General features: G+C 60.9%; 23 protein-coding genes. 10 read left to right on the top strand and 13 right to left on the bottom strand.

The window, feature by feature from the left end; translation table 11 throughout:
• Positions 1–123: 123 nt before the first annotated feature.
• The 7 genes from fabD to gmk all read left to right on the top strand — a co-directional run bounded on the left by fabD (position 124) and on the right by gmk (position 6,708).
• Positions 124–1,068 (top strand): ACP S-malonyltransferase, encoded by a 945-nt coding sequence (gene fabD / locus EFB14_RS31020; protein ID WP_126830496.1) that lies wholly within the window; start codon positions 124–126, stop codon positions 1,066–1,068.
• A gap of 29 nt (positions 1,069–1,097) precedes the next feature.
• Complete coding sequence (gene fabG / locus EFB14_RS31015) at positions 1,098–1,835, top strand: 3-oxoacyl-[acyl-carrier-protein] reductase (protein ID WP_125846835.1); 738 nt, start codon at positions 1,098–1,100, stop codon at positions 1,833–1,835.
• 287 nt (positions 1,836–2,122) lie between these two features.
• Positions 2,123–2,359: an acyl carrier protein gene (locus tag EFB14_RS31010; RefSeq protein ID WP_003547058.1), complete on the top strand. Its 237-nt coding sequence runs from the start codon at positions 2,123–2,125 to the stop codon at positions 2,357–2,359.
• 94 nt (positions 2,360–2,453) lie between these two features.
• Positions 2,454–3,716 carry a beta-ketoacyl-ACP synthase II gene (gene fabF / locus EFB14_RS31005; protein WP_126830494.1) on the top strand — a complete coding sequence of 421 codons (1,263 nt, stop codon included), beginning with the start codon at positions 2,454–2,456 and terminating at the stop codon, positions 3,714–3,716.
• 183 nt (positions 3,717–3,899) lie between these two features.
• Complete coding sequence (gene mltG, locus EFB14_RS31000; protein ID WP_126830492.1) at positions 3,900–5,138, top strand: endolytic transglycosylase MltG; 1,239 nt, start codon at positions 3,900–3,902, stop codon at positions 5,136–5,138.
• Positions 5,139–5,154: 16 nt separating this feature from the next.
• Positions 5,155–6,042: a YicC/YloC family endoribonuclease gene (locus EFB14_RS30995; RefSeq protein WP_125846838.1), complete on the top strand. Its 888-nt coding sequence runs from the start codon at positions 5,155–5,157 to the stop codon at positions 6,040–6,042.
• Between the two features lie 3 nt (positions 6,043–6,045).
• On the top strand, positions 6,046–6,708 hold the full coding sequence (gmk, locus tag EFB14_RS30990) for a guanylate kinase (protein WP_125846839.1): 663 nt from the start codon (positions 6,046–6,048) through the stop codon (positions 6,706–6,708).
• Between the two features lie 60 nt (positions 6,709–6,768).
• Here gmk and rsmA read toward each other — a convergent pair whose 3' ends face one another.
• From rsmA to EFB14_RS30955, 7 genes are all read right to left on the bottom strand, one after another.
• Positions 6,769–7,596, bottom strand: a complete 828-nt coding sequence (rsmA, locus tag EFB14_RS30985) for a 16S rRNA (adenine(1518)-N(6)/adenine(1519)-N(6))-dimethyltransferase RsmA (protein WP_126830490.1) — start codon at positions 7,594–7,596, stop codon at positions 6,769–6,771.
• A complete protein-coding gene (gene pdxA, locus EFB14_RS30980; protein ID WP_126830488.1) occupies positions 7,596–8,624 on the bottom strand; it encodes a 4-hydroxythreonine-4-phosphate dehydrogenase PdxA in 1,029 nt (342 codons plus the stop codon). The genes rsmA and pdxA overlap by 1 nt, the downstream gene beginning before the upstream one ends.
• Before the next feature lie 6 nt (positions 8,625–8,630).
• Positions 8,631–9,575 carry a SurA N-terminal domain-containing protein gene (locus EFB14_RS30975; protein WP_126830486.1) on the bottom strand — a complete coding sequence of 315 codons (945 nt, stop codon included), beginning with the start codon at positions 9,573–9,575 and terminating at the stop codon, positions 8,631–8,633.
• Between the two features lie 178 nt (positions 9,576–9,753).
• The gene (locus EFB14_RS30970) at positions 9,754–12,081 is read right to left on the bottom strand and encodes an LPS-assembly protein LptD (RefSeq protein ID WP_126830484.1); all 2,328 of its coding nucleotides are present in this window, start codon (positions 12,079–12,081) and stop codon (positions 9,754–9,756) included.
• Positions 12,081–13,169: an LPS export ABC transporter permease LptG gene (lptG, locus tag EFB14_RS30965; RefSeq protein ID WP_126830482.1), complete on the bottom strand. Its 1,089-nt coding sequence runs from the start codon at positions 13,167–13,169 to the stop codon at positions 12,081–12,083. The genes EFB14_RS30970 and lptG overlap by 1 nt, the downstream gene beginning before the upstream one ends.
• Positions 13,166–14,347 (bottom strand): LPS export ABC transporter permease LptF, encoded by a 1,182-nt coding sequence (gene lptF / locus EFB14_RS30960; protein WP_126830480.1) that lies wholly within the window; start codon positions 14,345–14,347, stop codon positions 13,166–13,168. Before lptF ends, lptG begins: the two co-directional genes overlap by 4 nt.
• Before the next feature lie 99 nt (positions 14,348–14,446).
• Positions 14,447–15,220 carry a phosphatase PAP2 family protein gene (locus EFB14_RS30955; RefSeq protein WP_126830478.1) on the bottom strand — a complete coding sequence of 258 codons (774 nt, stop codon included), beginning with the start codon at positions 15,218–15,220 and terminating at the stop codon, positions 14,447–14,449.
• A gap of 145 nt (positions 15,221–15,365) precedes the next feature.
• Between EFB14_RS30955 and EFB14_RS30950 the strand changes: the two genes are divergently transcribed.
• The gene (locus EFB14_RS30950; RefSeq protein WP_126830476.1) at positions 15,366–16,856 is read left to right on the top strand and encodes a leucyl aminopeptidase; all 1,491 of its coding nucleotides are present in this window, start codon (positions 15,366–15,368) and stop codon (positions 16,854–16,856) included.
• A complete protein-coding gene (locus EFB14_RS30945) occupies positions 16,856–17,305 on the top strand; it encodes a DNA polymerase III subunit chi (protein WP_126830474.1) in 450 nt (149 codons plus the stop codon). The genes EFB14_RS30950 and EFB14_RS30945 overlap by 1 nt, the downstream gene beginning before the upstream one ends.
• A 9-nt stretch (positions 17,306–17,314) precedes the next feature.
• Here the strand turns inward: EFB14_RS30945 and EFB14_RS30940 are convergent, their stop codons facing one another.
• From EFB14_RS30940 to EFB14_RS30915, 6 genes are all read right to left on the bottom strand, one after another.
• Complete coding sequence (locus EFB14_RS30940) at positions 17,315–17,866, bottom strand: GrpB family protein (RefSeq protein WP_126830472.1); 552 nt, start codon at positions 17,864–17,866, stop codon at positions 17,315–17,317.
• A 75-nt stretch (positions 17,867–17,941) separates the two neighbouring features.
• Complete coding sequence (locus EFB14_RS30935; RefSeq protein WP_126830470.1) at positions 17,942–18,868, bottom strand: Gfo/Idh/MocA family protein; 927 nt, start codon at positions 18,866–18,868, stop codon at positions 17,942–17,944.
• 116 nt (positions 18,869–18,984) lie between these two features.
• Positions 18,985–21,024 carry a prolyl oligopeptidase family serine peptidase gene (locus EFB14_RS30930; protein ID WP_126830468.1) on the bottom strand — a complete coding sequence of 680 codons (2,040 nt, stop codon included), beginning with the start codon at positions 21,022–21,024 and terminating at the stop codon, positions 18,985–18,987.
• 69 nt (positions 21,025–21,093) lie between these two features.
• Entirely contained in the window at positions 21,094–21,945 is an 852-nt protein-coding gene (locus EFB14_RS30925; RefSeq protein WP_126830466.1) for a polysaccharide deacetylase family protein, read from the bottom strand.
• A gap of 127 nt (positions 21,946–22,072) precedes the next feature.
• Complete coding sequence (locus EFB14_RS30920; protein WP_126830464.1) at positions 22,073–23,956, bottom strand: ABC-F family ATP-binding cassette domain-containing protein; 1,884 nt, start codon at positions 23,954–23,956, stop codon at positions 22,073–22,075.
• A gap of 90 nt (positions 23,957–24,046) precedes the next feature.
• Entirely contained in the window at positions 24,047–25,096 is a 1,050-nt protein-coding gene (locus EFB14_RS30915) for a GGDEF domain-containing protein (protein ID WP_126830462.1), read from the bottom strand.
• Between the two features lie 333 nt (positions 25,097–25,429).
• Here EFB14_RS30915 and EFB14_RS30910 point away from each other — a divergent pair, with 333 nt between their 5' ends.
• Positions 25,430–26,215, top strand: a complete 786-nt coding sequence (locus tag EFB14_RS30910) for a hypothetical protein (RefSeq protein ID WP_126830460.1) — start codon at positions 25,430–25,432, stop codon at positions 26,213–26,215.
• Positions 26,216–26,311: the final 96 nt, after the last annotated feature.

Raw genomic sequence — 26,311 nt, 5'->3', positions numbered from 1 at the left:
ATCCAGAGGGCCTTTAGCCTGAGGCGATTGCCCTGGGAGAGAATGGGCCGCCACTTGACTCTGCCGGAAAGAATGTCAATTGGAGGCAAAATAGCCTTGAGAGGCGCAATCAGGGATACCAGAATGACCATCGCTTTTACTTTTCCCGGCCAAGGTAGCCAGGCCGTTGGCATGGGCAAGGATCTCGCCGAGAATTTCGCGGAAGCTCGCGCGGTTTTCGAAGAGGTCGACGAGGCACTCGGTGAGAAGCTTTCGGACGTCATGTTCAACGGTCCCGAGGACACGCTGACCCTGACGGCGAACGCCCAGCCGGCGCTGATGGCCGTCTCGATCGCCGTTGTCCGCGTTCTGGAGGCCAAGGGGCTGGATCTGAAATCCAAGGTCGCCTACGTCGCTGGCCACTCGCTCGGCGAATATTCCGCACTTTGCGCCGCCGGCACCTTTTCGCTCGCCGATACGGCGCGGCTGCTGCGTATTCGCGGCAACGCCATGCAGGCGGCCGTCCCCGTCGGCGTCGGCGCCATGGCGGCGATCATCGGCCTCGAACATGCCGATGTCGTTGCTGTCTGCGAGGAGGCGGCCGCCACCGGCGCCTGCCAGATCGCCAACGACAATGGCGGCGGCCAGATCGTGATTTCAGGCGAGAAGGCAGCTGTCGAAAAGGCTGCCGGTCTTGCGACCGACAAGGGCGCCAAACGCGCCATCCTGCTGCCGGTTTCGGCCCCCTTCCATTCGACGCTGATGGCCCCGGCGGCCGACGCGATGCGCGAGGCGCTGGTGGGCGTGAAGAAGGCCGATCCGGTAGTGCCTGTCATCGCCAATGTCCGTGCGGCCCCGGTCACCAATGCTGAGGAGATCGCCGCGCTTCTCGTCGAGCAGGTCACTGGTCAGGTCCGCTGGCGCGAGACGGTGGAATGGTTTGCTGGAAATGGCGTCACGACGCTCTATGAACTCGGCTCCGGCAAGGTTCTGACCGGCCTTGCTCGCCGCATCGACAAGACGATCAACGGCATCTCCGTCAACGGTCCGGCCGATATCGACGCGGCTGTCGCCGCCCTCATGGCCTGATTGGCATCACCAGACAAAGGAACGTTTCCATGCTCGATCTTTCCGGCCGCAAGGCTCTCGTCACAGGCGCCTCGGGCGGCATCGGCGAGGAAATCGCCCGCCTTCTTCATAAGCAGGGCGCTATCGTCGGCCTGCACGGCACCCGCGTCGAGAAGCTGGAAGCGCTGGCGGCCGACCTTGGCGAGCGCGTCAAGATCTTCCCCGCCAACCTCTCCGACCGTGATGAGGTCAAGGCGCTCGGCCAGAAGGCCGAGGCCGAACTCGAAGGCGTCGATATCCTCGTCAACAATGCCGGCATCACCAGGGACGGCCTCTTCGTGCGCATGAGCGACGAGGACTGGGACGCCGTTCTCGAAGTGAACCTGACGGCGACCTTCCGCCTGACGCGCGAATTGACGCATCCGATGATGCGCCGCCGCTACGGCCGCATCATCAACATCACCTCCGTCGTCGGCGTCACCGGGAATCCGGGCCAGGCCAATTACTGCGCCTCGAAGGCCGGCATGATCGGCTTCACGAAGTCGCTGGCGCAGGAGATCGCTACCCGCAACGTGACGGTCAATTGCGTGGCGCCTGGCTTCATCGAAAGCGCCATGACCGGCAAGCTGAACGACAAGCAGAAGGAAGCGATCATGGGCGCGATCCCGATGAAGCGCATGGGCACGGGCGGCGAAGTCGCTTCGGCCGTCGCCTATCTCGCGTCCTCCGAGGCTGCCTACATGACGGGCCAGACGCTGCACGTAAATGGCGGCATGGCGATGATCTGAAACGACAAACTGTCGGCGGGGGAGTATTTCCCGCCAATAGCATGTTGAGCAATCACGAACCGTTGATTTTCTGGCTTTGCGGCAGGCATAAAGCATGTTAAGCGGGCCATGACTGTGAACAGTCGTCCCGAGAAAGCAGACGGACCGGCGGGCTTTTTGCAAGCCTGGGACATCTCTGAAGCCGGGTAAACGAGTTTGCCGAGGATGTCTGAAAACATCGCAGGCTGAAACAGGGTAGGGGTGCCGCAAGGGCATTCCGATCAGGACATAAGGTCGAGGAAACCGACATGAGCGATATCGCAGAACGCGTAAAGAAAATTGTTATTGATCATCTTGGCGTTGATGCCGACAAGGTCGTCGAGAGCGCCAGCTTTATCGACGATCTGGGCGCTGACTCGCTCGACACGGTCGAACTTGTCATGGCTTTCGAAGAAGAATTCGGCGTTGAAATTCCTGACGACGCTGCTGACTCGATCCTGACGGTCGGCGATGCCGTGAAGTTTATTGAGAAGGCCCAGGCCTGATCCTGTGCATTTGAGTAAAGGGCGGGCCTGGAGTCCGCCCTTTTCTTATCGGCATATTTCTCCATAGAACATAAGAGACGGGGGAAAGCACGCGATGAGACGTGTCGTCATCACCGGTACCGGCATGGTATCACCCTTGGGATGCGGAACGGAGGTGACGTGGTCCCGGCTGCTTGCCGGTCAGAACGGCGCCCGCCTCGTTACCGAATTCGAGGTCGATGACCTTCCCGCCAAGATCGCTTGCCGCATCCCGCTCGGTGATGGCACTGACGGCACCTTCAATGTCGATCAGTGGATGGAGCCGAAGGAACAGCGCAAGGTCGACCCCTTCATCATTTACGGCATGGCTGCCGCCGACATGGCGCTTGCCGATGCCGGCTGGCATCCCGAGACCGATGAGGACCAGATCGCCACAGGTGTGTTGATCGGCTCCGGTATCGGCGGCATCGAAGGCATTGTCGAAGCGGGTTATACCCTGCGCGACAAGGGCCCGCGCCGCATTTCCCCCTTCTTCATTCCCGGTCGCCTGATCAATCTCGTCTCCGGCCAGGTCTCGATCCGCCACAAGCTGCGCGGACCCAATCATTCCGTCGTCACCGCCTGCTCGACGGGCGCGCATGCGATTGGTGATGCCGCGCGGTTGATTGCGCTTGGTGATGCCGACGTCATGGTCGCCGGCGGCACGGAATCTCCCGTCAGCCGCATTTCGCTGGCAGGCTTTGCCGCCTGCAAGGCGCTGTCGACCCAGCACAACGACGACCCCCAGAAAGCGTCGCGCCCCTATGACCGCGACCGGGACGGTTTCGTGATGGGCGAGGGTGCGGGCATCGTCGTGCTTGAGGAACTGGAGCACGCCAAGGCGCGCGGCGCCAAGATCTACGCCGAAATTGTCGGCTACGGCCTGTCGGGCGACGCCTACCACATCACCGCTCCGTCCGAAGATGGCGAGGGCGCCGGCCGCTGCATGGCGATGGCGCTGAAGCGCGCCGGGCTGACGTCGGCCGATATCGACTACATCAACGCCCATGGCACTTCGACCATGGCCGATACGATTGAACTCGGCGCCGTCGAGCGGCTGGTCGGCAACACGGCGTCGAAGATCTCCATGTCTTCGACCAAGTCGGCGACGGGGCACCTTCTCGGTGCCGCCGGCGCCATCGAGGCGATCTTCGCCACGCTCGCCATCCGCGACAATATCGCACCGCCGACGCTCAATCTCGACAATCCCGAACGTGAAACGGCGATCGATCTTGTTCCGCATAAGGCTCGCGAGCGAGAAATCAACGTGGCGTTGTCCAACTCGTTCGGATTCGGCGGCACGAACGCATCGCTTGTGCTGCGTCGCTACGCGCAATAAGCGTCCAGTACGCGGTGTGGCGGGTGTTCCTCGCGCCGCAGACCGGCCGGTCTTCTGCGTTATGTGGCAGCTGTGCGAAAGCATAACGACCGGCAACGGCGTCGGCGAACGGCGGCAGAACCTGCTTTTGCCGCATTGCTTCGCGAAATAGCGAAGTGAGGGTCAAGTTTTAGAGGATTGCCGGTGAGCGATACGACGAACCAGAGCAACGATACCCCGCAGGGCGAGAACGGCCGGCAGGCGCAGAAGGGACCGATTATCCCGAAGTCTCCGAGCGAAGCCCTGCGTCCGGAGCGCGTTCCGGAGCCGCCGAAGCGCTCCAAGAAAGCCCGCGGACAGGTTGTTCTCTTTCTGAATTTCATCATGACGCTGGCAGTTCTGGTCTGCGTCGTCGCCCTCATGGGCTTCTATTACGCCACGTCGACCTACCGGAGCCCCGGTCCGCTGCAGACCAACACCAATTTCATTGTCCGCAATGGTGCGGGCCTTGCCGAAATTGCCTCGAACCTCGAGCGCAACGCAATCATCAGCGATGCCCGCATCTTCCGCTATCTCACTGCAACGCATCTTTCGGCCGGTGAGAGCCTGAAAGCCGGCGAATACGAGATCAAGGCGAAGGCCTCCATGAGCGATATCATGGAGCTCCTGAAATCGGGCAAGTCCATCCTCTATTCCGTTTCCTTCCCCGAAGGCCTGACGGTTCGCCAGATGTTCGACCGCATGCTGCAGGATCCGGTGCTGGAAGGCGATCTGCCGGCAGCACTCCCGGCCGAGGGCAGCCTGCGTCCGGATACCTACAAATTCTCGCGCGGCACCAAGCGCTCGGAAATCATCGACCAGATGGCGGCAGCGCAGCAAAAGCTCGTCGAGCAGATCTGGGACAAGCGCGATTCCTCGCTGCCGCTGCGATCGAAAGAGGAATTCGTAACGCTTGCCTCGATCGTCGAAAAGGAAACCGGCGTTCCGGACGAGCGCGCCCATGTCGCCTCCGTTTTCCTCAACCGGCTCGGCAAGGGCATGCGCCTGCAGTCGGACCCGACGATCATCTACGGCCTCTTCGGTGGCGAGGGTAAACCGGCCGACCGGCCGATCTTTCAGTCGGACCTGAAGCGGGACACGCCTTATAACACTTATGTCATCAAGGGCCTGCCGCCGACGCCGATCGCCAATCCCGGCAAGGATGCGCTGGAAGCCGTCGCCAATCCCTGGAAGACGCAAGATCTCTATTTCGTTGCAGACGGCACCGGCGGTCATGTTTTCGCTGCCACGCTCGAAGAGCACAATGCCAACGTCAAGCGCTGGCGTAAGCTCGAGGCCGACAAGGGCTCGGACCCGAACATCGTCGTCGACGGCCAACCGGAAGAGCAGCCAGTAGATAATGGCACGACTGCCGTGCCGCCGAAGAAAAAGAAGATCAACTGATATTCGGGAGGCTCGTATGGCTTTGCAGTCCATGACCGGTTTTGCACGGCGCGAGGGAACGAGCGGCCGCTGGCGCTGGGCATGGGAGTTGCGTTCGGTCAACGGCAAGGGCTTTGATCTGCGCCTGCGCCTGCCGCCGGGCCTCGAACGCATGGAGGCAGAAGTCCGCCGCCTTGCCGGCGAGAGCTTCAGCCGCGGCAACGTGCAGGCATCGCTGTCCGTCACTGCCGATGAGAACCGCTTCGAGGCGGTGCTGAACAGGGAAGCGCTCGCAGCTGTGCTTGCCATGCGTGAGCAGTTGGACGGGGTGATCGATCCGGCGCCGCTGAAGCTCGATACGCTACTTCTGGTACGCGGCATCGTGGAATTTCGCGAAGGCGAGGATAGCGAAGAGGCGCTCGCCACGCGTGACGCCGATATCGCCGCCGGTCTGCTGGCCGCCCTTTCTGATCTAAGAGCGATGCGCGAACAGGAAGGGGCAGCACTTGCCCGCATTCTTCTTGATCATGTCGCGACGATCGAAGGGTTGACGCGGACGATCGAGATCGATCCCTCGCGTTCACCGCAGGAGATCGCAGCGCGGCTTGTCGCGCAGGTCGCCTTGCTGATGGACGGCATGGCCGCACTGGACCGCGACAGGCTGCACGCCGAAGCCGCGCTGCTGGCGACCAAGGCGGATCTGCGCGAGGAAATCGATCGCCTGAAGGCACATATCGCCGCAGCACGCGATCTCCTGGTGAAAGGTGGCCCTGCCGGCCGCCGGCTGGACTTCCTTGCACAGGAATTTAACCGCGAATCAAATACCATCTGCTCGAAGTCGAATACCTCGGCCGTCACCGCCGCTGGCATCGAGTTGAAAGTCGTGATCGACCAGTTCCGCGAGCAGGTCCAGAATTTGGAGTAGGACATGAAACCGGCGAAAACTTCGCCCGTGCAGATCGCCCGCCGCGGTCTGATGCTTGTCATTTCGTCGCCGTCGGGCGCCGGCAAGTCCACCATCGCGCGCACGCTTCTGGAGACCGACAAGCATATCGGCCTTTCCGTCAGCGTCACCACGCGCCAGCGCCGCCCGAGCGAGGTCGAGGGTGTGCACTACCACTTCAAGAGTGTGCGCGAGTTCGAGCGGCTGCGCGATAGCGACGCGCTGCTCGAATGGGCCGAGGTGCATGGCAATTTTTACGGCACGCCGCGCGAGCCGGTCGAGCAGGCCATGGCCGAGGGCCGCGACATGCTCTTCGATATCGATTGGCAGGGCGCCCAGCAATTGCAGGAGAAAATGTCGGCCGATGTGGTCTCGATCTTTGTGCTGCCGCCGACCATGACCGAGCTCCAGTCGCGGCTTCATCGCCGCGCCGAGGATTCCGAAGAGGTCATCCAGACGCGCCTCGCCAATAGCCGCGCCGAGATCGCCCATTGGCGCGAATACGACTATGTTATCGTCAACGATGACCTCAACACGGCCTTCGACGCGGTTCAGTCGATCGTCAAGGCCGAACGCCTGCGTCGCGACCGGCGCCATGGCATGTTCGATTTCGTCCGCGAACTGCTGGAAGAGACGCCGTCGCTTTAGCACACTTCCTGGTTTCTCGCGGTCAGACGCAAAACCGCTGCGCACTTTCCCGGAATTGCCTTAAAGGCTGTTTGCCAACAGGCAGAATTCCTCGACGGATAAGGTTTCCGCCCGCCGCGCCGGATCGATCCCGGCCTTGACGAGCAGGCTTTCACCACCGAGCGATTTTAGGCTTTGGCGCAGCATCTTGCGGCGCTGGCCGAAGGCGGCCTGCGTTACCTTTTCCAGATTGGCGACAGCGCAGGGAATGGGGTTTTCGCGGGGGACCAGATGCACGACCGTCGAAGTCACTTTCGGCGGCGGTGTGAAGGCTTGCGGCGGCACGTCGAAAGCCATGCGGGCCTCCGTCCGCCAGCCGCAGAGCACACCCAGACGGCCGTAGTGATCATCGTCTTCGCAGGCGACAATACGCTCGCCGACTTCCTTCTGAAACATCAGCGTCAGCGACTGCCAGAACGGTGGCCAGGTTTTCGGCAGCAGCCAATTGACCAAAAGCTGCGTGCCGACATTGTAAGGCAGGTTGGCGATGATCTTGACCGGGCCTTCCGGCGCCAATGTCTCGAAATCAGTCTTCAGCGCGTCGCCTTCGATCACCTCCAGCCGGCCGGGATAATGATCGGAAATTTCGGCAAGCGCCGGCAGGCAGCGCGTGTCCCGCTCGATGGCGATAACCTTCCTGGCGCCGAGCGCCAGGATTGCGCGCGTCAGCCCGCCGGGGCCGGGGCCGACCTCGAAGACGGTCGCATCTTCCAGTGCTCCCGCCGTGCGGGCGATCTTCTGCGTGAGGTTGAGGTCGAGCAGGAAGTTCTGCCCGAGCGCCTTGCGTGCGTCGAGGCCGTGACGCTGGATGACGTCGCGAAGCGGCGGCAGGCCATCGAGTGCTGCCATCAGCGACGGCTTTCCATGCTGCGGCCGAGCTGGGCTGCAAGCTTCAGCGCCGCAACGAGGCTCTGCTCGCGCGCCAGCCCCTTGCCGGCAATGCCGAACGCGGTGCCGTGATCCGGCGAGGTGCGGACGAAGGGAAGCCCGAGCGTGACGTTGACGCTATCGTCGAAACCGAGGGTCTTGGCCGGGATCAGCGCCTGATCGTGATACATGCAGACGGCGACGTCGTATCGCGTCCGCGCCTCGTCATGAAACATTGTGTCGGCGGGCAGGGGGCCAATCGCATCGATGCCCTCGTCGCGCAGGCGCTCGATCGCCGGGCGGATGATCGCTTCATCCTCCTTGCCCATCGCCCCGCCTTCGCCGGCATGCGGGTTAAGGCCGGCAACCGCAAGCCGCGGCGCCTCTATGCCGAAGCGCTGCCTCAGGTCCTGATGGGCGATCCGGCAGGTTTCCATGATCAATTCGCCCGTCAGCGCCTGCGGCACTTCCCGGACAGGAATGTGAATGGTGACAGGGATGGCTCTCAGCTTCGGGCCCGACAACATCATTACAGGCGTGACCGGCTTGCCTGTCGCCCTGGCGGCGAGATCGGCGAGAAATTCGGTATGGCCGGGAAAGCGGAACCCGGCGTCGTAGAGCACGGCCTTGGAGATCGGATTGGTAACTATTGCGAGCACCTCGCCACCGATCACGAGTGATACGGCTTTCTCGATCGCCGCGACCGTGCCTTTCGCCGTCGCCTCGTGCGGCTCGCCCGCCACGACCTCGATGCCAGCCGGTATTGGCATGACGGGCAGGGCGTCGGCAAACATGCCGGCCGCCTCGCTGGCCTTATGGGTTTCACGGATCGAAACCGCGAGATTGAGCTGGCGGGCTCTCAGTGCCAGCACATCGGGATCGCCGATCAGGAAGAAAGGCGGCAGCCCGAGTTCACGCCGCCGGAGCCAGGCCATCAGAGTGATATCCGGCCCGATGCCGGCGGGATCGCCCTGGCTCAGGGCAAGCGGTCGCGAAAAGGGTGTCGCCATCGTCGGTCAGCGGTAGGCGATCTGCGCCTTCTTGCGCAGTTCATCCAGGTATTTCTTGCTGTTCTCGTTTTCCGGCTTCGCTTCCTTGTCGCCCTTGGACTTGTCGAGATCCTCCTGGCGGAAGACCATCTCTGCGGCCTGATCGTCGGAAACCTGGCGCTGACTGCAGATTGCCAGATACTCGACCCCCTTGTCGGTGACGCGGGTACCTGTCGTGTTGCCCTTGGCCTGCTCGACCAGCGGCTTCCAGTCCTGCGGAATTTCAGGAGCGAGCATGCGGCCGAGATCGCGCACGGAAACGTCGCGCATCGTCGCGGCAAAGACCTTTGCCTGGTCGCAGCCCGGGAATTTCGAACGCGACGCTTCGGCCTCGCTCTTGCGTTTTCCGGTAATGGCGCTGCGCTTGGCTTCAGGAACGACGAAAATGATCTGCTGCAGCATATATTCCGTCGTCACCGGCTTCTGCTTGTTGTTCTGCATCATGCGCGAGACGAGATCATAGTTCGACAGCCGCGAAGTCGATCCGTAGCGCGCATTGACGATACGCGGCCAGCTCATCTGTACGGCGATGAAAGCCTTGAAATGGTCGACGCCGACGCCGGCGCGATCGAGGATCTGCGACATCTGCTCGACGGAAAGTTTGTTGCCGGTCGAAAAGCGTGCGAAAGACGCGTCGACGTCCTGCTGTGAAACCGACATACGGACACGAGCGATTTCCTGCCGCTTGAGCGTCTCGTCGATCAACTGCTCCTCCGCAGTCTTCGCATCGGCCTTCGTATGCTGCAGGCGCAGAAAGGCCTGGCGCTTGGCGACATCGCCGCTGGTGATAGCGGTGCCGTTGACTACGGCCTTGACTTCGCTTGCGGCAACTCCCGGACCGGCAAAGCCTGCCAGCAGGCTCAGCACTGCTCCGGCAATGAAGGTTCTTACGGCTTTCTTCGCGTCAATCATCTGTTGACCTCCCGATGGCGCCGCGAGACGGGTTCGCGGCGTTCTTACCACAGTGCGAGACACGCGGAATTCGCTTCCAACATGACGCGAAACCCCTATGCCTCAGATATCGATTGGCAGCAATGTCCTGCACAGGCTTACGGCGAAAGAATGACCTGAGACCATCTTTCGCCGTCCGTTATTCGAGGGTGTTGGTGCCGATCTTGATATCGCCGAGCGTGCGGAAAGTCAGCCGCGCGCCGATTGTCCAGTCGCTTGCCGACTCGTTGCTGGGGTCCCTGGTATCGGTATAGGCGATCGTAAAGATCGTGCATTCGTCGTCATAGGAGAGGCCGATCGTCCGGCGGCTGATGACATCATTGTTCAAATCCCAGGCGATGCCGCCAAAGATCGACCAGTAATCCTTGAACTTGACGCTGCTGTTGCTCTGGATCTCGTCATTGTCTGTGTCGAAGCCATATGCTGGCTGGGCGCTGATATGCGTGTAGGTCAGCTGCGTGGCGAAGGTGTCGTTCTGGTAGGCCGTCGTCAAGTCACCGCGACGGAAGTCGAAATCCTTTTCGTCGAGGCGGTAGGAGCCCGTCATGGAAACGCCGTACGGTGTCTCGATGCCGCCGAGGCCCACATAGTCGGAGCGGGCGGTTTCGAGGCCTGAATCCGCGCCGACGTTGACGAGATCGTCGGTCGCAAAGGAGTTCTGGCCGGCGATCTGATAGGACTGGCCGAAGATGCCGTGCAGCTTGTAGCCGCTGTCGAAAGTGCCGGTATACTGGATGCCGATATTGGCGCGGGTGCCGCCTTCGATACGGTCATAGCCGGAGAATTTGTCGCGGTCGAACAGCGAGGTGGCGTCGAAGACGAAGCTCTGCGCATCCTCGTTCGGCAACCGACCGGCAAGCTGTTCGTCCGGACGTGCATAGATCTGCGCGATCGGCTCGAGGATATGGGTACTGTTATCGGTCGTCATCAGGATCGGATAACGCATCTCCAGCCCGGCCGTGAACATCGAGCGGGTCGCAGAATTGCCGTCGTCGTAGCCGCCGGTGTAACCGGTGGGGTCGTCCATATTAAGCGCGAAGGCATCGCCACGCCCGGCCAGAAGCGGCGTGATCACCAGGCCGGTCGGCGTAACATAGGTGCGCTTCCACTGCAGTTCGGCGGTCAGGCGCGAGGTCTGCCCCCTCAGGCCGCGAAAGCGCTCGAAGCCGTCGACGGTATAGAAGTCTTCGTGGGTGCGCGAAAGGTTCGTCAGGTTGACGTCCGCCGAAAGCTCACCGCCTGCAAGCGGCTGCGGCGCCACATAGTGGTAGTCGAGCGAGGGATAGACGATCGCCTGCTGCTTTTCGGCCGTGTTCTTCCGGTCGGCATCCTGGATGTCGAAATAGAACGCCCGCATGTCGAAATAATTGCGCTTCCCGAGACCCGTCAAATAGACTTGGTTCGTGCGGTCCGTGGCGCTCAGTCCGCGGAGTTTGTAGGTTTTCGAGAAATTGTTGTCGCTCTGCATCATGACGTCCCAGCCGAACGTCCATCGCGGATTGATGCGGAATTCGGCCTTCGACGCCACCATGCCGCGCTGACCGGCTTCGGCATCGCTGGTGCCGGAGGTGAAATTGTCGGGCTTTGCCTGGTCTATGCCGGCGACGCGCAGGATATGCGTGCCGTTTTCGAAGCGCTGCCGAAATTCACCTTCGACGAGAAAGCCCTGTGCGGTGTAGCCGGTGGCGGTGACCGTCGCATCCATGCTCGGCGAGATCACGTAATAATAAGGAATGGAAAGACCGAAGCCGAGATTCTGCGACAAGGCCATCGTCGGGAAGAGAAAGCCCGACTTGCGCTTCACCGTGTTATCGGGAACCTCGATAAATGGCAGGAAAGCGATCGGATGGCCGAGCAGCTCGAAGCGAGCCCGTTCCAGGCGAATCGTGTGTGTCACGCCGTTCTGAATTACCCGCTTGGCCTTGACCTGCCAGAAGGGCGCGCGCTTCGGATCTTCGGCGCAGGGAAGGCAGGCTGTGTAGACGCCCTTGTTGAGGATCATCATCGTGCCGCCGACGCGCTCGCCGCTTTCAGCTGCGATACGCGTATTATCTGAGGTTTCGATGCGCAACGCGTTCAAAAACCCGTCGGCGAAATTGTCGGTCACGTCTAAGTTGTCGGCATAGATCCGGTTGCCGTCGGGGCTGACCAGTTCGATATTGCCGATGGCCATCATCCGGCCCGTCTTCTGGTTGTACTCGACCTTCTGCGCGACCATCTTGTAGCCGCCATAGTTGATCTGCACGCCGCCGACCGCCGACACCAGCTGGGAGTCACGATTATAGAGGAGTTCATTGGCGGAAAGCATAAGCTTGGCGCCTTCGGGAATCTTCTTCTGGATATCTTGTTCAGGGGCAGTGGCCTGGCCGTAAGAAGCCGGGACGCTGCCGAAATAGGAACATAAAGCCGCACCGACAAGCAGGGCAACCAACTGTTTACTAAAATACTTGCGGTCGCCTGCCGCCACTAGCCATCCTCCTGATGAAGCAGAATAGTCGCGCCCAACGCTAACGCGACGACCACCGGTATCCACGTCGCCACGAAGGGAGGCACGACTCCACTGCTTCCGAATGCTTTTACAAGCACGGTGATGACATAAAGCATGAAGCCCGCGAGGATTCCACCCAGAATCACCGAGCGAGATTGGTTGAACCGGCTAAATTTTAGGGACACTGTTGCAGCAATGAGAGTCATGGCTACCAGCAGCAAGGGCTGGGACAACAGGGAGTTGAATTGCGTCTCCAGTGCCTTGGTTGAGATGCCGAAGGATTTGGCCGCCGCAATGCGGTTGGAAAGGTCAAAGAAACCAATTGTTTCCGGCGCTGTCAGCCGCTCCTGGACGAAATCCTGTTTCAGATTGGTGCGAAGTTGAGCCGAAGCTTTACGCACGGGGATTTCGCCAGGCTTGCGCTCAACGACGTTGTTAAGTTGCCAGTAACCATCTTCCAATTTTGCAGTGGAAGCGTCCTGTCTCAGAATGACTTGGCCGCCTGAATCGAAATGGATCAGCACTGCGTCGACCAGCTTGGTTCCGTTTTCCTGGACCATCTGAGCGCCGATAATGACATCGTCCCGGCCGCTGATCTGGCGCAGCCACGGAATCTGAGGTGCCTTGCGCAGGACCGCGTTTTCGCCGCGCCAGTCGGATTCGACGAGCAGCGCCTGGCGCTGTCCCCAGGCGGCAAGCGGATTGAGCGCCGTCATGGTCAGCACGCCGAGCGCCAGCGATCCGATGATGAAGGGGAACATGAACTGCCAGACCGAAACACCGGCCGCGCGCGTGACGACAAGTTCGTATTTGCGATTGAGCCCGATCAGCACCGTTATGCCGACGAAGAGCGCGACGAAGGGTATCGTCTGCTGCAGAATGAGTGGCAGTCGCACGGCGGTCATCAGAACGCCGCCGCCGATCGTGTAGCCGGGCAGGCCGGACATGCGGCCCGCCGTCTCGCTGAAATCGAGGAGGAAGGCAATCGCCGATACGCCGACCAGGAACCAGCCTGTCGTCACCAGGTAGCGGCGAAAGAAATAGCGCGACAATGTCCCGAACATCATTGGGCAGTGCCCCCGTCGGTCCCGCTTGTGGCGGAAAGCACTCTTTCCTGAGTCCGCCTCCAGACAGATGACATCCGATCCCTGAGGAACGAAGGCATGACCAGTCGTTTGTGCAAACCGAGGAAGACGATCGAGACGACGCTGCTGACAATCGGAATTGCGTAAAGGACAGCTATATATTCAGGATCGGTATCGATCTGATTGGCCGCGTAGAAGGCCGCCCAACGCAGGGCGAAGGCATAGGCGAGCGCGCTGACCATAGGGTGCAGCCGCGCCTCGCGGTGCGAGCGCGCGTCGCCGGCGATCGCCAGCGAAAACAGCGCGAATACCACGGGCAGGACCCAGTCCGTCAGCCGGCGATGCAGTTCGGCGCGGTAGGTCTGCGGCCGGATCGTATAGTCCTTGTCGTTCGGATCGGGATTGAACAGGAACCAGAGGTCGCGGTCGCTGGCTTTCAGCGTCGCCTGACCGCGATTCTCGGTCATGTCAGAGAGGTCGAAGGAATAGGAATCGAAATTGATGACCGAGACGTTGCCGTCGGGCGTTTTGCGGTGCACTTCGCCCTCGTGCATGATCAAGGTCGTGCCCGTGTCGTCGACGGCGCCTTCCTTCGCATAATAGATCAGCTCGTAGTTCGGATCGCGCTCATCGGCGACGAACAGGCCTTTCAGCATGCGGCCCGCCATGCGCTGCGAGATCTGCACATAGAGGCCTTCGTCGAGCTTGCGAAAGGTCTTTTCCTCGATCACCGAGGAGAGAAGGTCGGCATAGGTCTCCGCGATCATCTGGCGCACCACGGTCTTTGCCCGCGGCTCAACCACATTGTCGACGAAGAAGGAAAAGACACTGACGGCGGCGGCAAGCAGCAGGATCGGGCGGACCAGCACGCTTCGCCGCGCCCCGGCCGCATCGATGACGGTGAGCTCGGAATCATTGTTCATCGTCGTCAGCGTCTGCGTGATGGCGATGACAAGGGCGAAAGGCAGCACGACGGGAATAATTGACGGCAGGATCATCGTCGCAAGCTTTGCGAACGAACCGATCGACTGGCCGCTATCGGTGACGAGGTTGATGCGTTGCAGAACCTGAGTCGTCCAAATGATCGCCAGCACGGGCAGGAGCGCCACGAGAAACATCTGGCTGACGCGCCGCAATATGTATGTCTCGAGTAGTTTCATGCCGGCCCTTGAAAGCACCTGCAGGCCCAAACGGCTTGCAGGAAAATCCCTCTACGCTCTTTGTCGCGCTTTTGCGACAAGCTGGTGTCAAAAATTCATTCAAATTTCAGAATTTTTTTGGCTCTGTTGCGACTCAGTCAGCGCCAGCAGCGCGGCGAAGATGACAAGCGAGGAAAGCCATCCGAGCACGACGTCGGAAAGATAGTGCGCGCCGAAGGATAACCGCATTGCCGGCGTGAGGATCGAGATCACGGCTATGGGCGGGAACAGCGCATAGCGCAGGGATTTCGGAACGAAGAGCAGAAGGCAGAAGAGCCAGCCGGCGCTCGCCGCTTCGCCGGAGACGAAAGAGCAGTTCGAAACGCATTTGCCGGCAAGTGAGCCTGCCTCGGCGAAATGCAACGTGCCGCCGAAAATGTCGGTCTGCACCGGCCGCGGCCGTCCCCAATGTTCCTTCAGGATGACATTGACGAGCAGCACCGGCCCGATCAGCAGCGTTCCCAAGGCAACCTTGAGCTTGCGGGCGCGCTCGGCGTTGAAGGTCGCGCCGTGTTGCTGGTAGCATTCGATGAGCTTCCACGCCATCACGATCGCCACAATATAAGGAAGGCGAAAGAAGGCGGTGCGCACCAGGTCGAGGATCGCCGAGTCGCGATAGGGAAATCCGCCGCAGATGCTGCCGGCGGCGGCAGTGGCGTCGCAATCCGCGGTCACGAAAAAAATCCGGGAAAAATAGATGTCTATTCCGGGGAAGGCGCGGAACACGACAAGCAAGGCCCACCACGTCCAGAACAACAGCACGAAAGCGCCGAAAGTGGTTTTCGGCAGGCCTATTGCCAGGTCCCGCCATCGATTTTTCGAAAAAACTGTCAACGCGAATATCTACGAAACTGACGAAAACATGAGGGGTCCCGATGGCCGCGGGCGACCATAACAATTGTCGCAAGCCATTGACAGACCCGCCAAACGCGAAATTATCCGCAAGGGACGGATTTCAAAGAATCCCTGCGGAGAAGACATGTCATCAAAGTTCGAAATTTCATTCTCAAAGTCGGCGAAGCTCCATGGCGGCCTGGCGATCCTGTTGAAGACGACGGATGCCGAGAGCGCCGCGGGCGTCGAATCGGTCGATCCGGCAGGCGTTGTCGCCAAGGCTGCGAAGATCGGCCGATTCTCCGCGAAGTCCATGAGCGCACTCGATATCGTCGCCCCGGAAGGCTCATCGGTCGAGCGTATCGTCGTCATCGGGCTTGGCAAGGCCGCCGAACTCACTGCGCATGACTGGCTGAAGGCCGGCGGCGCCGCGGCATCGAAAATCAAGAATACCGACAGGGCCGCCGTCTTCATCGACGTGCCTGGCCTTGAGACGAGCGCGCGGGCCGCCGCCGATTTCGCGCTTGGCATGCTGCTGCGCGCCTATAGCTTTGATACCTATAAGACGAAGAAGGGCGACGAAGAGGAGAAGCCGGCGAAATCCGTCAAGGTGACGATCGTCACCGCCGATCCGGGTAGCGCCAAGAAGGCGTTTTCCGATTCCGAAGCCGTCGCCGGCGGCGTCAATCTTGCGCGTGATCTCATCAATGAACCGCCGAACGTGCTCGGTCCCGTCGAGTTCGCCGCCAAGGCGAAGGATCTGGAAAAGCTCGGCGTCGAAGTGGAAATCCTGACGGAGCGGGAGATGCGCCGCCTCGGCATGGGCGCCCTTCTCGGCGTCGCCCAGGGCTCCGTACGCCCGCCGCGGCTCGCGGTCCTGCAGTGGAAGGGCGGCAAGGGCAAGGATCGCCCTATTGCCTTCATCGGCAAGGGCGTCGTCTTCGACACCGGCGGTATTTCGATCAAGCCGGCCGCCGGCATGGAAGACATGAAGGGCGATATGGGCGGTGCTGCAGCCGTCACCGGTCTCATGCATGTGCTTGCCTCCCGCAAGGCCGCCGTCAACGCCGTCGGCATCATCGGCCTGGTCGAGAACATGCCTGACGGCAACGCCCAGCGTCCGGGCGATATCGTCACCTCCATGTCCGGCCAGACGATCGAGGTGATCAACACCGATGCCGAAGGCCGCCTCGTGCTCTGTGATGCGCTCTGGTATTGCAACGATCGCTTCAAGCCGCAGTTCATGATCAATCTCGCCACGCTGACAGGCGCGATCGTCGTGGCGCTCGGTAATGTGCATGCAGGCCTGTTTTCCAACGACGACCAGCTTTCCGCCCAGCTGACGGCGGCCGGCCTCTCGACCAATGAGAAGCTCTGGCGCATGCCGCTCGGCAAGGACTACGACAAGCTGATCGACAGCAAGTTCGCCGACATGAAGAACAGCGGCGGCCGACAGGCCGGCTCGATCACGGCGGCGCACTTCCTCAAGCGCTTCGTGCAGGACACGCCCTGGGCGCATCTCGATATTGCCGGCACGGCGATGGGCTCGCCGCAGGACGAGATCAACCAGTCCTGGGGTTCCGGGTTTGGCGTGCGCCTGCTCGATGAACTCGTTCGCGCCCATTATGAATCCTGATGACGGACGTCCTCTTCTACCATCTGACCGAAACCAGGCTGGAGGACGCGCTTCCGCCGCTCATCGACAAAAGCGTCGAGCGCGGCTGGCGCGTTGCCGTCCAGACGCGTGAGGCGGCGCGGCGCGATGCGCTCGATCAGCATCTTTGGACTTTTCGCGAAGAGAGTTTCCTGCCGCACGGCACCGACGAGGGTGATTTCGCCGAAAGCCAACCGGTGCTTTTGACGGTGACATCGGACAATGCCAATGCAGCGACCGTGCGTTTCATCGTCGATGGCGCCGAGCCGCCGCCGGTCGACGCCTATGAGCGCGTCGTCTTCATGTTCGACGGTCACGACCAGGAGCAATTGGAAGCCGCCCGTGCACACTGGAAAAGACTGAAAGGCGAGGGGCATAATCTCACCTACTGGCAGCAGACGCCGGAAGGGCGATGGGAGAAGAAGGCCTGACATCGATTGTCAGGCCAATCCGGCCTCGGCCAGAACCTTGTCGATGAAATCCTTCTTTGCGCCGGTATAGGCCGCGCGGCTCTCGGCAAATTTCTGCGCAAGGTCGATCTTCAGCTCTTCATAGGCGAAGGCCAGGGCCGGATCGTTTTGCAGCCTGTCGCGGAAGAAAATGTTCCGCCTCCAGTTGAAACCCTGATATTCGACCACGTGGGCGAGATGTGTGCGCGTCTCGCCCGTGATGCCCCGGCCGAAGAGGTGGTCGTCGGGCACGATATCCGCGCCGGCATAGTCGTAGCCGATCTTTTCCATCGGCCCGATGCAGGCAAGCCCATCCTCGAGCCGCGGGGCGCCGATCAGGATGTCGATGATCGGCTTTGCCTTGATGCCTGGAATGGCGGTGCTGCCGAAATGTTGGATGTCGAGCGCCAGAGGACCAAGCGCGTTGCGGATCCTGGTCTCTTCCAGCAGATAGGCCTCGCGCCATTTCGCATTGGGGTCGGAAAGCCTGACCGTCAGATGCCGGACGCCCAATCCAAACGATTCATCCTGCTCCTGCTGCATGGAAGCGGCCCTCGTGTGTTAGGACCACTATTTTAGCATCTAGCCGGAGCAATGACATCTGTCGGCGCAGACCAATCAATCGTGGAAGGCGTCCACGAATTTCCGCTTGCCGAGCATGAAGGCGTCAGCGACGTGGCGCAGCGGCGCGAGATCGACATCCGATTTGCCGGCCTTGATGATCTCGGCGAAACGCTGGTAGAGCGAGGGATATTCCTGCTCCGGCTCGGCGAATGTCAGTGCGCCGTTGACGGAAAGCTTGGCGCCGCCTTCGGAGAGGACCATTTGGCCGGCTGCCGTTTCCGCGACGATATCCCAGCTCTGCTTGCCAGTCTGGCGCCAGTCGAATTCGGCATGAACCGGAAGGCCGTCGGCATTCCGGAAGCGGATGTCGGCAGCGATCGGCGCGTCCCGATTCTCGGGGAATTCCAGCACGGCCTCGGTGATGAAGATCGGCCGCGGCAGGATGTGGGTGACGATTGACAGCGCATTGATACCGGGATCGAAAACGCCGAGGCCGCCGGCCTGCCAGATCCATTCCTGGTTCGGATGCCAGTGGCGGACATCCTCCTTCCAGATCACGTGCACGCTGTCGATCGTCGTCGCGGCGAGAAAGGCCTTGGCGGCCTCGACGGCCGGCGCATAGCGCGAATGCCAGCTGGCAAAGAGCGATGCGCCCTGTTTTGCGGCAAGTGCCTCGAGATCGGCGACTTCGCTGAGCGTCGCGCCGGGCGGCTTTTCCAGGAAAACGTGCTTGCCGGCGACGAGCGCCTTATAGGCTGCCTCGTAGCGGTACTGCGGCGGCATGCAGAGCGAAACGGCATCGATCGAGGGTTCGGCATCCAGCATGGCGTCGATCGTCGTATAGCTCTTGACGCCTTCGACCGTACCGTGGCGGCTTGCCGTCGCGACGAGCGCGAAATCCGGGTTCTTGGCGATGGAGGGAAGGTGCTGATCGCGGACGATCTTGCCGACGCCGACGATGGCGAGGTTGATAGGAGACATGGTGTTTCGCTCGAGCCTGTGAAAAGTATGATTTATTGAGCTTCTTGTAGCAGAAAGAGGAGCGCCGACAAGCTCTCCTCGGCCATTCTATAGCATCCTAACGCATGATGGCCCGTCTACCTCATGATAGTTTGGCGAAGGAAGCTATAACCCATCGCCGCGCGGGCGGCACGCTCTTCGGAATTGCCGTCGCCGCCGTGTCCGCCCGAGCCGAATTCATGAAAGAGCGGCCGGTGACCTGCCTCTTCCAGCCGCGCGGCAAAGCGGCGCGCATGCGAGGGGTGCACGCGGTCGTCATTGGCGGAGCTTTCGATATAGATCGGCGGATAAGTAACCTCGCTTGCCGGCCCAACATTGTGAAGCGGCGAATAGCTAAGCATGAAGTCCCGGTCTTCCGGCACATCAGGGTCGCCATATTCGTCCATCCAGGCTTGCCCTGCGCTGAACAGTTGGAAGCGTATCATGTCTAGAACCGGCACCTGGCACCAGACGGCGCCGAAATCGTCTGGGTAGCGCGTCAGCATCACGCCTGTCAGCAGACCGCCATTGCTGCCGCCCTGGCAGGCGATTCGTGACGGCACGGTGTAGCCGCGAGCGACGAGGTCGCGGGCGATGGCGACGAAATCGGCAAAGGCCTTGTCTCGTCCTTGCCGTTTGGCGCTGCGATACCAGTCAGGCCCGAATTCGCCGCCGCCGCGAATATAGGCCTGCACATAGGCGCCGCCCTGTTCCAGCCAGCGTCCGGTGACGCCGGAATAGTTCGGCGACAGCGGCACGTCGAAGCCGCCATAGCCATAAAGCAGCACAGGCAGCGCCCCCTTGGTCCATTGCTTGGGCAGGACCAGCCGGTAGGGAACTTTCGTTCCGTCCTCGGAAACAGCCTCCAGCAGTTCGGACGACATATCGGTCGCATCGAAATAGCTCGGCGCAGCCGCGACGAAAATCGGCTCGGCCTCTCTGCGGCGATCCGACAACTCCAGGCGGTAGCAGGTCGGAGGCTGCAGAAAGCCCTGACCGACGATGTAGAGCGTATCGTCGCCGAGATGCAGTTCCGCGTGAAGGGACCTGAAATAAGCCGTCTGCATGTCTGCGGGAAGCGCGATCTCGCGCTGTTCGGCATCGGGCTTCGTCAGATCCAGCACCATGAGACGCGGGCGCAGCCGATCGGAGATGATGAAGACGCACCACTCGCGCATCAGCATCATCTGCGAGATGGACTGGCCCTCGGCAGGCTGAAACAGGATCCGCTGCGGCCCCAGCATCGTCTGAAAGGTTGGGTCGAAGCGTTGCAGTACGAGGCTTCCGGTCGCAACGCGCTCGTCGGTCTTTGCCCGCCAGAGGCAATGATCGCGATTGAATTGAAAGTCCGCCTCTTTGGGCAGATCGATGCGCCGCTGCGTGCCGTCGTTCGCAACGAGGAAAGCGCTCGCGACGCCGATCTCATGGGCGGCGCCGAAAATGCTGATCACTCCGGCAGCCGCCGAAGCGCCCGACAGGGCAGGGTCGATAACGATATTAAAGCCATAGACGTCGTCGTCGGCAGCCTCGAACATGATCGTGGCATCTTCGGGTCGCTGCCCACGCTTCAGTCGCCGCCCGACCCGCGGCCATCCCGAGCGGGTCGCCGAGAAACGATCGATGGAGCCGAAATAGCAGATCTCATCGCGGCTCAGCCAATTGGCGTGCGATCGTACGGCGGGCAGGTCGAAGCCCCCTTCGACAATCTGCTTGCTCTCGGCATCGAATTCGACCTGGCGGATGAGGTCGGAGCCGCCATCCGAAAGGCTGAGCAGCACCCGCGTCGGTTCCCAGGCGCAGGTCACCGCACCGCGCCAGCTCCAGCGCTTGCCCTCGCTGGCGCAGAAGGCATCGAGATCGAAGACCGGCTCCCAATCGGCATCAGGCAGAGGATTCTGATCGGCGGGCAAGCGAAGCCAGACGCCGAGCGGATTGTCCTTGCTCTGACGGAAGTCGAACAACCAGTCGCCGCGCCGCGCCGGGACGATAAGCCTGTCCTGCCGCTCGATCAGCGCCTTGATCGCGTCCCGATCCTCGGCGAATTCGGGTGTTCTGAGCGCCGCGTCCGAGAGTGCGTTGTGTTCGTCGATGAACCGGCGTGTCCGCGGATCGTCATCCGTTTCGAGGTGAAGATTCATGTCCGACCTGCTTGGTTCTGTTGAACGTCGCACAGGTCTAGGCAGCCAATCCCGACTTGGCAACCCGCCTCAGCGGGTCATCACGATATCGGCCGAGGCGACGAGATTGCTCGGCGCCTGTGCCTTCCTGAATTTCAGCGTCACGACCTTGTAGCCTTCGTCTTCGAGTTTCGAAAGCAGGGTCGGCAGCATCGTCGCGGTGCGTTTGTGGATGTCGTGCATCAGGATGATGCCGCTGCCGCGCTTATGTAGCAGGTTCATGGTCCGCTGCATCACGGAGGCTGGCGTCGTGGTGAAATAGTCCTTGCTGTCGATGTCGACATCCATGACCACCAGGTCGCGCATGGCGATTGCCGCGCGCAGCCTGTGGCTCTCGGCGAGATAGGGGAACCGGAAGAAGGCGACATCTGTTCCGGTCGCCTTGGTCACCGCCATTTCGCCCTTCGTCACCTCGGCCATCGCCGCGTCGAAACTCAGTGCATTCAGGTTGGCGTGCCGGTAGGTGTGGCTGCCGATCGTGTTGCCGTCCATCGCCACCTTGCGGGCGAGCGCCGGATGCATCTCGGCCATCTGGCCGACCATCATGAAGGCGCCCTTGACGCCGAACTGGTCGAGGATCGCCAGCACCTTGTCCGTCCGGCCGGGGATCGGACCGTCGTCGAAGCTCAGGATCACTTCCTTGTCATGCAGCTTTAGATCGGCGAGCGAAGAGATCTCCAGCGTCCGCCCCGCCAGGTGATGCGGGCCGGCAAGGAGAGGTGCTGCGGCATCGCCATCGGCCGAGTAGGCAAGTTTCCGTCCCTCAGGGGCAATCACCGAAGAGGTCTTGATCGATGTATCGGGAGAGGATTGTTTTGTGGTGCTGCAGCCGGACAGTGCTGCGGCGAAGACGATGCAGGACAGAACGAAGAAACGGTACATTGAAAGGGCTCAACAAATCGGTAACGAATGTTGAGACAACCTTTCGAATTATGGTTAACGATCGGTTGAGAGCCGCAAGAATTATGCCGAAACGCGGCACTTCGCCGCGTTTCCTTGAAGCCTGTGGCTATCCTGCCATCGCCTCTTCGTATTCGGCCGACAGCATCAGCCAATCCTCCTCGGCGGCGGCGAGTTTTGCTGCGGCCTCGCCGCGCTGCTTTGCCTTCTCCGCTGCCTTGGCGGGCGTCTTTTCATAGAGAACAGGGTTTGCAAGTTCTGCATCAAGCGCCTGAATCTGTTTCTCCAGCTTGGCCGTCAAGGATTCGATTTCGTTGATCTTTTTCCTGAGCGGCGTTAGCGAAGCGCGCTTTTCCGCATTGAGCTTGCGCTGGTCGGCCTTCGAGGTCGCGTCTTCAGCTAGCTGCGGCTTTTCTTCTTTTTTTTTGCCCGAAGTGACGATCAGGTCGCGATACTCGTCCATGTCGCCTTCGAAAGTGGTGACGGTGCCGCCGTTGACCAGCCAGAGCCGGTCGACCGTCGCCTCGATCAGGTGGCGGTCATGCGAGATCAGGATGACGGCGCCTTCATAATCGTTCAGCGCCTCGATCAGCGCGCGGCGACTGTCGATGTCGAGATGGTTGGTCGGCTCGTCGAGGATGAGCAGGTTGGGCGCATGGAAGGCCGCAAGCCCCATTAGCAGCCGGGCTTTCTCGCCGCCGGAAAGATCCTTTGCGGCCGTCGCCATCTTCTCTGTCGCCAGCCCCATCTGGGCGACGCGGGCGCGTACCTTTGCCTCAGGCGCGCCGGGCATCAGGCGGCGGACATGCTCCACCGGCGACTGCTCCGGGACGAGGTCGTCGAGCTGGTGCTGCGCGAAGAAGCCGATCTTGAGGCCCGGCGCGAGCCTGACCTCGCCGCTCTCCGGTCCAAGTCGGCCGGAGATGAATTTCGCGAATGTCGACTTGCCGTTGCCGTTCGAGCCGAGCAGGGCGATGCGATCGTCGTTGTCGATGCGCAGGCTGAGGTTCTTCAGGATCGGCTTGCCGGGCTCATAGCCGACGGCGCCGCCCTGGATCGCGACGATCGGCGATGCCGGCTGCTTCTCCGGCTCGGGAAAGGTGATCGGCTGCACGTGATCCTCGATCACCGCAGCGACAGTTCCCATGCGCTCGAGCGCCTTGACGCGGGATTGCGCCTGCCGGGCCTTGGAAGCCTTGGCTTTGAAGCGGTCGATGAAGCCTTGCAGATGCTTGCGCGCCGCCTCGTTCTTCGCCTTGGCCTTGGTCTGCAGCTCGTCGGCTTCCGCCTTCTGCCGCTCAAACTGGTCGTAATTGCCGCGATAGAAGGTGAGCTTCTTCTGGTCGAGATGAACGATCGCATTGACTGCGTTGTTCAGGAGGTCGCGGTCGTGGCTGATGATGATGACGGTGTGGGGATAGCGGCGGATATAATCCTCCAGCCACATCGTGCCTTCGAGATCGAGATAGTTGGTCGGCTCGTCGAGCAGAAGCAGGTCCGGCTCGGCAAACAACACGGCGGCAAGAGCGACGCGCATGCGCCATCCGCCTGAAAAGGAGGAGGCGGGGCGGGCTTGTGCCGCTTGGTCGAAGCCGAGGCCGGCGAGAATGCTTGCAGCGCGTGCTTCAGCCGAATGCGCGTCGATGTCGACGAGACGCATCTGGATTTCGGCGATGCGGTGCGGATCACTGGCCGTTTCCGCTTCGGTGAGCAGCGCCGCGCGCTCCTTGTCGGCAGCAAGCACGATTTCGATCAGGGTATCCTCGGTTCCGGGCGCCTCCTGCGCCACCTGGCCGATGCGCGCGCCCTTCGGGATCGATACCGATCCGCTCTCAGCGCCGAGATCGCCGGTGATGACGCGAAACAGCGTGGACTTGCCCGCGCCGTTGCGCCCGACGAGTCCAGCCTTGGTGCCCGAAGGCAACGAAACGCTGGCATTGTCGAGAAGCAGGCGCCCGACGATGCGAGCTGAAATGTCGGTAATCGTGATCATGGCCGGCGTTTTGGCCGAAAGCGCCCGTCAAGGCAAGAGCACTTATCCCGCGCCAAGCTTGCTTGTGCGCTGGCAAGAGGCTTCTCCGCCTCAGCGGCCGAAAGCCTGCACCGGCTGGCGCGGGTTCGACTGCGCGGCGAAAAGTGCCACGCGTGCGTTGGCCTGCAACTGTCCCGGCGTTGCCGCATCGGCGCTCAGGGCCACGCCGATAGAGATGGTGAGGCTGTCGGGATTGACCTTGTCGGACGTTGCGAAGACGAGATTGTCCTCGACGGATGCGCGCAGGCGCTCGGCGATCGCCATTGCATCCTGCATGCCGACATTGGAAAACAGGAAGGCAAATTCATCGGCTTCCGTGCGGGCGACGAAGTCGTTTTTCTTGATCGATTTGCGAAAGAGGCCTGCGAGCTTTTTCAGGAGCTTGTTACCGGCTTGCGTGCCGTATCTGTCCTTAAGTTCGGCGAAGTTGTCGATGTCGACTAGGATCAGCGCGCTGCCGGCTGCACCCTCCTCGCGCTCGTAGAGCTCTGATATCACCCGGTTCAGCGCGATGCGGTTGGCAAGGCCGGTGATCTTGTCGGCCGCAGTGGCCGATTGCATCGCCGAAATCCCGCGTTCCAGCACCTCAAGCGCCTTTATGTCTTCCTGAAGCTTGGCGCCGATTTCCATTTCCGCCGACAGAACCGCCGTCAGCGAAGCAGAGAGGTAGTCGACCTCGCTGAGGAAGGCGGCAAGGCTCTGGTCCTCGTGACTGGAGACGGATTTCAGGATCGTGCCGCAGGCGCGGGCAAAGGCGTTCTTGTGCCTGAGGCCTTCGGCAAGCCGCTCGGCAACGTCGCGCAGCATCCGGCTCGCCTCGTTCCGTGACGTTTCGCCCACCAGGCCGCAATGGCCGACGAGACGGTATTTGACACCGAGTTCGTCGAGCATCGCCTGTTGCGGCTGGGACCCGAGCGCAGCGATATCCTGCGCAAGGCCCGGATTGAGCCCGATGATCGCCTCGTGGAAGAGTTCGTAGTTGCGCGGCAGGGCGGCGACGTTCAGGCGCGCCATATGCTGGGCGATCTTCTGGATATCCGCCATCGGCGCACTGCGTGCGGCCTCGCGCGCCACCAGTGCGTTTGCGCTTGCATTCTGCATGACGATCCCTCGCGGCCCGGCCTCTTTCCTATGTTCCGCTATGCCCGCAAGCTTTTAAGAGAGGCTGAATTTCGAATGGGAAGCGCCGGATTGGCCTGCGGAACCCGCAAAGGCGGTTAATGCAGTCTTGATGGCGAAGGCCTCACATCCACTCGCGGCCCTGTAGCGCGCAAAATCAAATGGCAACAGGATCTGTTTCGATTGCTTCTCTTTACTTGCGTTGGAGGGCGCTGAAAAGTCGATGTGCAAAGGCTATCGGTAATCCTCGACTCTCACGTAACATTGAAACTATCGCGTTCATCCCGACGATCGCCTCAAAACACGTGACGGAAGATGGAAACCAGCTTTCTCTATATGGATGAGTTTTATTCAGATCATCGGACGTTCAAACATCAGACGGCCAAGAACCGGCCGGAGTACGTGGCCCTGACCGGCCTGCTAGTTCCGGCCGGAATACGATCTGAGTTTCGTGATCGCTTCTATAGAGCCGTGGGAGAAGCGCTCGATCTTCCAGCCAACACGATTCCACCTATGCCGCAAATTCACGGTTCGTCTCTGTTCCCAGACAGACCCGATGACGTGAAACTTCGATTTCTGGAGAAGATCGCCAAGGCATGCGTCGATCTTGAACTGAGCGTCGTACGTAGCGGATATTATTGGACGCCGGAACTCAAAAGGATGTTCCCAACTCCCAAGGACACTCTGGGCCCATGCTTCCTCAACATGTTGTGGTTTGCCACTAGCTTGAAATCCAAGGAAGTCTGGCCGGTCATTGAAACAGACCAGTCGGCACAACAGGACAGAGCGTTCGCAGGTGCCATACAGACGCTTGACTATGTCACAACGAATGTCAGCCGCCTTAGCCTCTCGGTTGATAACTCCAATCTTGGAGAGGTGCTATATTGCTCGAAGCGATCGATTTATGGGACCGTTGTCGATCTCGTTTCGTATCTTCTAGATGCTCGGTTTCTGACGCAGAAAGGCTTTGCCGTTACTGAATATAAGGAAAACCTAGCCCGCATTGCCGCCCGGCTAAATCCGATCATCCTTCGCGACGAGATCATTGAAATGGCTTTTGAAGGACCTCCCGATCATGTCCCAGGACGTGGTGTAGCTTAGACGACCACGGCTCATCCCAGAGGGCCGGATGAGTGTCAGCTTGCTGCTGGCAGGCTGATGAGGGGATCATCGCTCATTGTGGCGATTGTCTCAAGT

It is taken from the genome of Rhizobium fabae (genome assembly GCF_003985135.1).
Lineage (GTDB): Bacteria > Pseudomonadota > Alphaproteobacteria > Rhizobiales > Rhizobiaceae > Rhizobium > Rhizobium pisi.
This window is presented reverse-complemented; position numbering and strand designations above follow the sequence as displayed.

What these genes read in the sequence shown, in the direction of transcription:
- EFB14_RS30940 (WP_126830472.1), bottom strand. Translation starts at nt 17,866, where the DNA reads ATGCAGCAGGAGCAGGATGAATCGTTTGGATTGGGCGTCCGGCATCTG.
- EFB14_RS30920 (WP_126830464.1), bottom strand. Translation starts at nt 23,956, where the DNA reads ATGATCACGATTACCGACATTTCAGCTCGCATCGTCGGGCGCCTGCTT.
- EFB14_RS30950 (WP_126830476.1), top strand. Translation starts at nt 15,366, where the DNA reads ATGTCATCAAAGTTCGAAATTTCATTCTCAAAGTCGGCGAAGCTCCAT.
- EFB14_RS30925 (WP_126830466.1), bottom strand. Translation starts at nt 21,945, where the DNA reads ATGTACCGTTTCTTCGTTCTGTCCTGCATCGTCTTCGCCGCAGCACTG.
- EFB14_RS30935 (WP_126830470.1), bottom strand. Translation starts at nt 18,868, where the DNA reads ATGTCTCCTATCAACCTCGCCATCGTCGGCGTCGGCAAGATCGTCCGC.
- gmk (WP_125846839.1), top strand. Translation starts at nt 6,046, where the DNA reads ATGAAACCGGCGAAAACTTCGCCCGTGCAGATCGCCCGCCGCGGTCTG.
- pdxA (WP_126830488.1), bottom strand. Translation starts at nt 8,624, where the DNA reads ATGGCGACACCCTTTTCGCGACCGCTTGCCCTGAGCCAGGGCGATCCC.
- EFB14_RS30945 (WP_126830474.1), top strand. Translation starts at nt 16,856, where the DNA reads ATGACGGACGTCCTCTTCTACCATCTGACCGAAACCAGGCTGGAGGAC.
- fabG (WP_125846835.1), top strand. Translation starts at nt 1,098, where the DNA reads ATGCTCGATCTTTCCGGCCGCAAGGCTCTCGTCACAGGCGCCTCGGGC.
- lptG (WP_126830482.1), bottom strand. Translation starts at nt 13,169, where the DNA reads ATGATGTTCGGGACATTGTCGCGCTATTTCTTTCGCCGCTACCTGGTG.
- EFB14_RS30995 (WP_125846838.1), top strand. Translation starts at nt 5,155, where the DNA reads ATGGCTTTGCAGTCCATGACCGGTTTTGCACGGCGCGAGGGAACGAGC.
- fabF (WP_126830494.1), top strand. Translation starts at nt 2,454, where the DNA reads ATGAGACGTGTCGTCATCACCGGTACCGGCATGGTATCACCCTTGGGA.
- EFB14_RS30910 (WP_126830460.1), top strand. Translation starts at nt 25,430, where the DNA reads ATGGAAACCAGCTTTCTCTATATGGATGAGTTTTATTCAGATCATCGG.
- EFB14_RS30975 (WP_126830486.1), bottom strand. Translation starts at nt 9,575, where the DNA reads ATGATTGACGCGAAGAAAGCCGTAAGAACCTTCATTGCCGGAGCAGTG.
- EFB14_RS30930 (WP_126830468.1), bottom strand. Translation starts at nt 21,024, where the DNA reads ATGAATCTTCACCTCGAAACGGATGACGATCCGCGGACACGCCGGTTC.
- EFB14_RS30915 (WP_126830462.1), bottom strand. Translation starts at nt 25,096, where the DNA reads ATGCAGAATGCAAGCGCAAACGCACTGGTGGCGCGCGAGGCCGCACGC.
- fabD (WP_126830496.1), top strand. Translation starts at nt 124, where the DNA reads ATGACCATCGCTTTTACTTTTCCCGGCCAAGGTAGCCAGGCCGTTGGC.
- rsmA (WP_126830490.1), bottom strand. Translation starts at nt 7,596, where the DNA reads ATGGCAGCACTCGATGGCCTGCCGCCGCTTCGCGACGTCATCCAGCGT.
- EFB14_RS31010 (WP_003547058.1), top strand. Translation starts at nt 2,123, where the DNA reads ATGAGCGATATCGCAGAACGCGTAAAGAAAATTGTTATTGATCATCTT.
- lptF (WP_126830480.1), bottom strand. Translation starts at nt 14,347, where the DNA reads ATGAAACTACTCGAGACATACATATTGCGGCGCGTCAGCCAGATGTTT.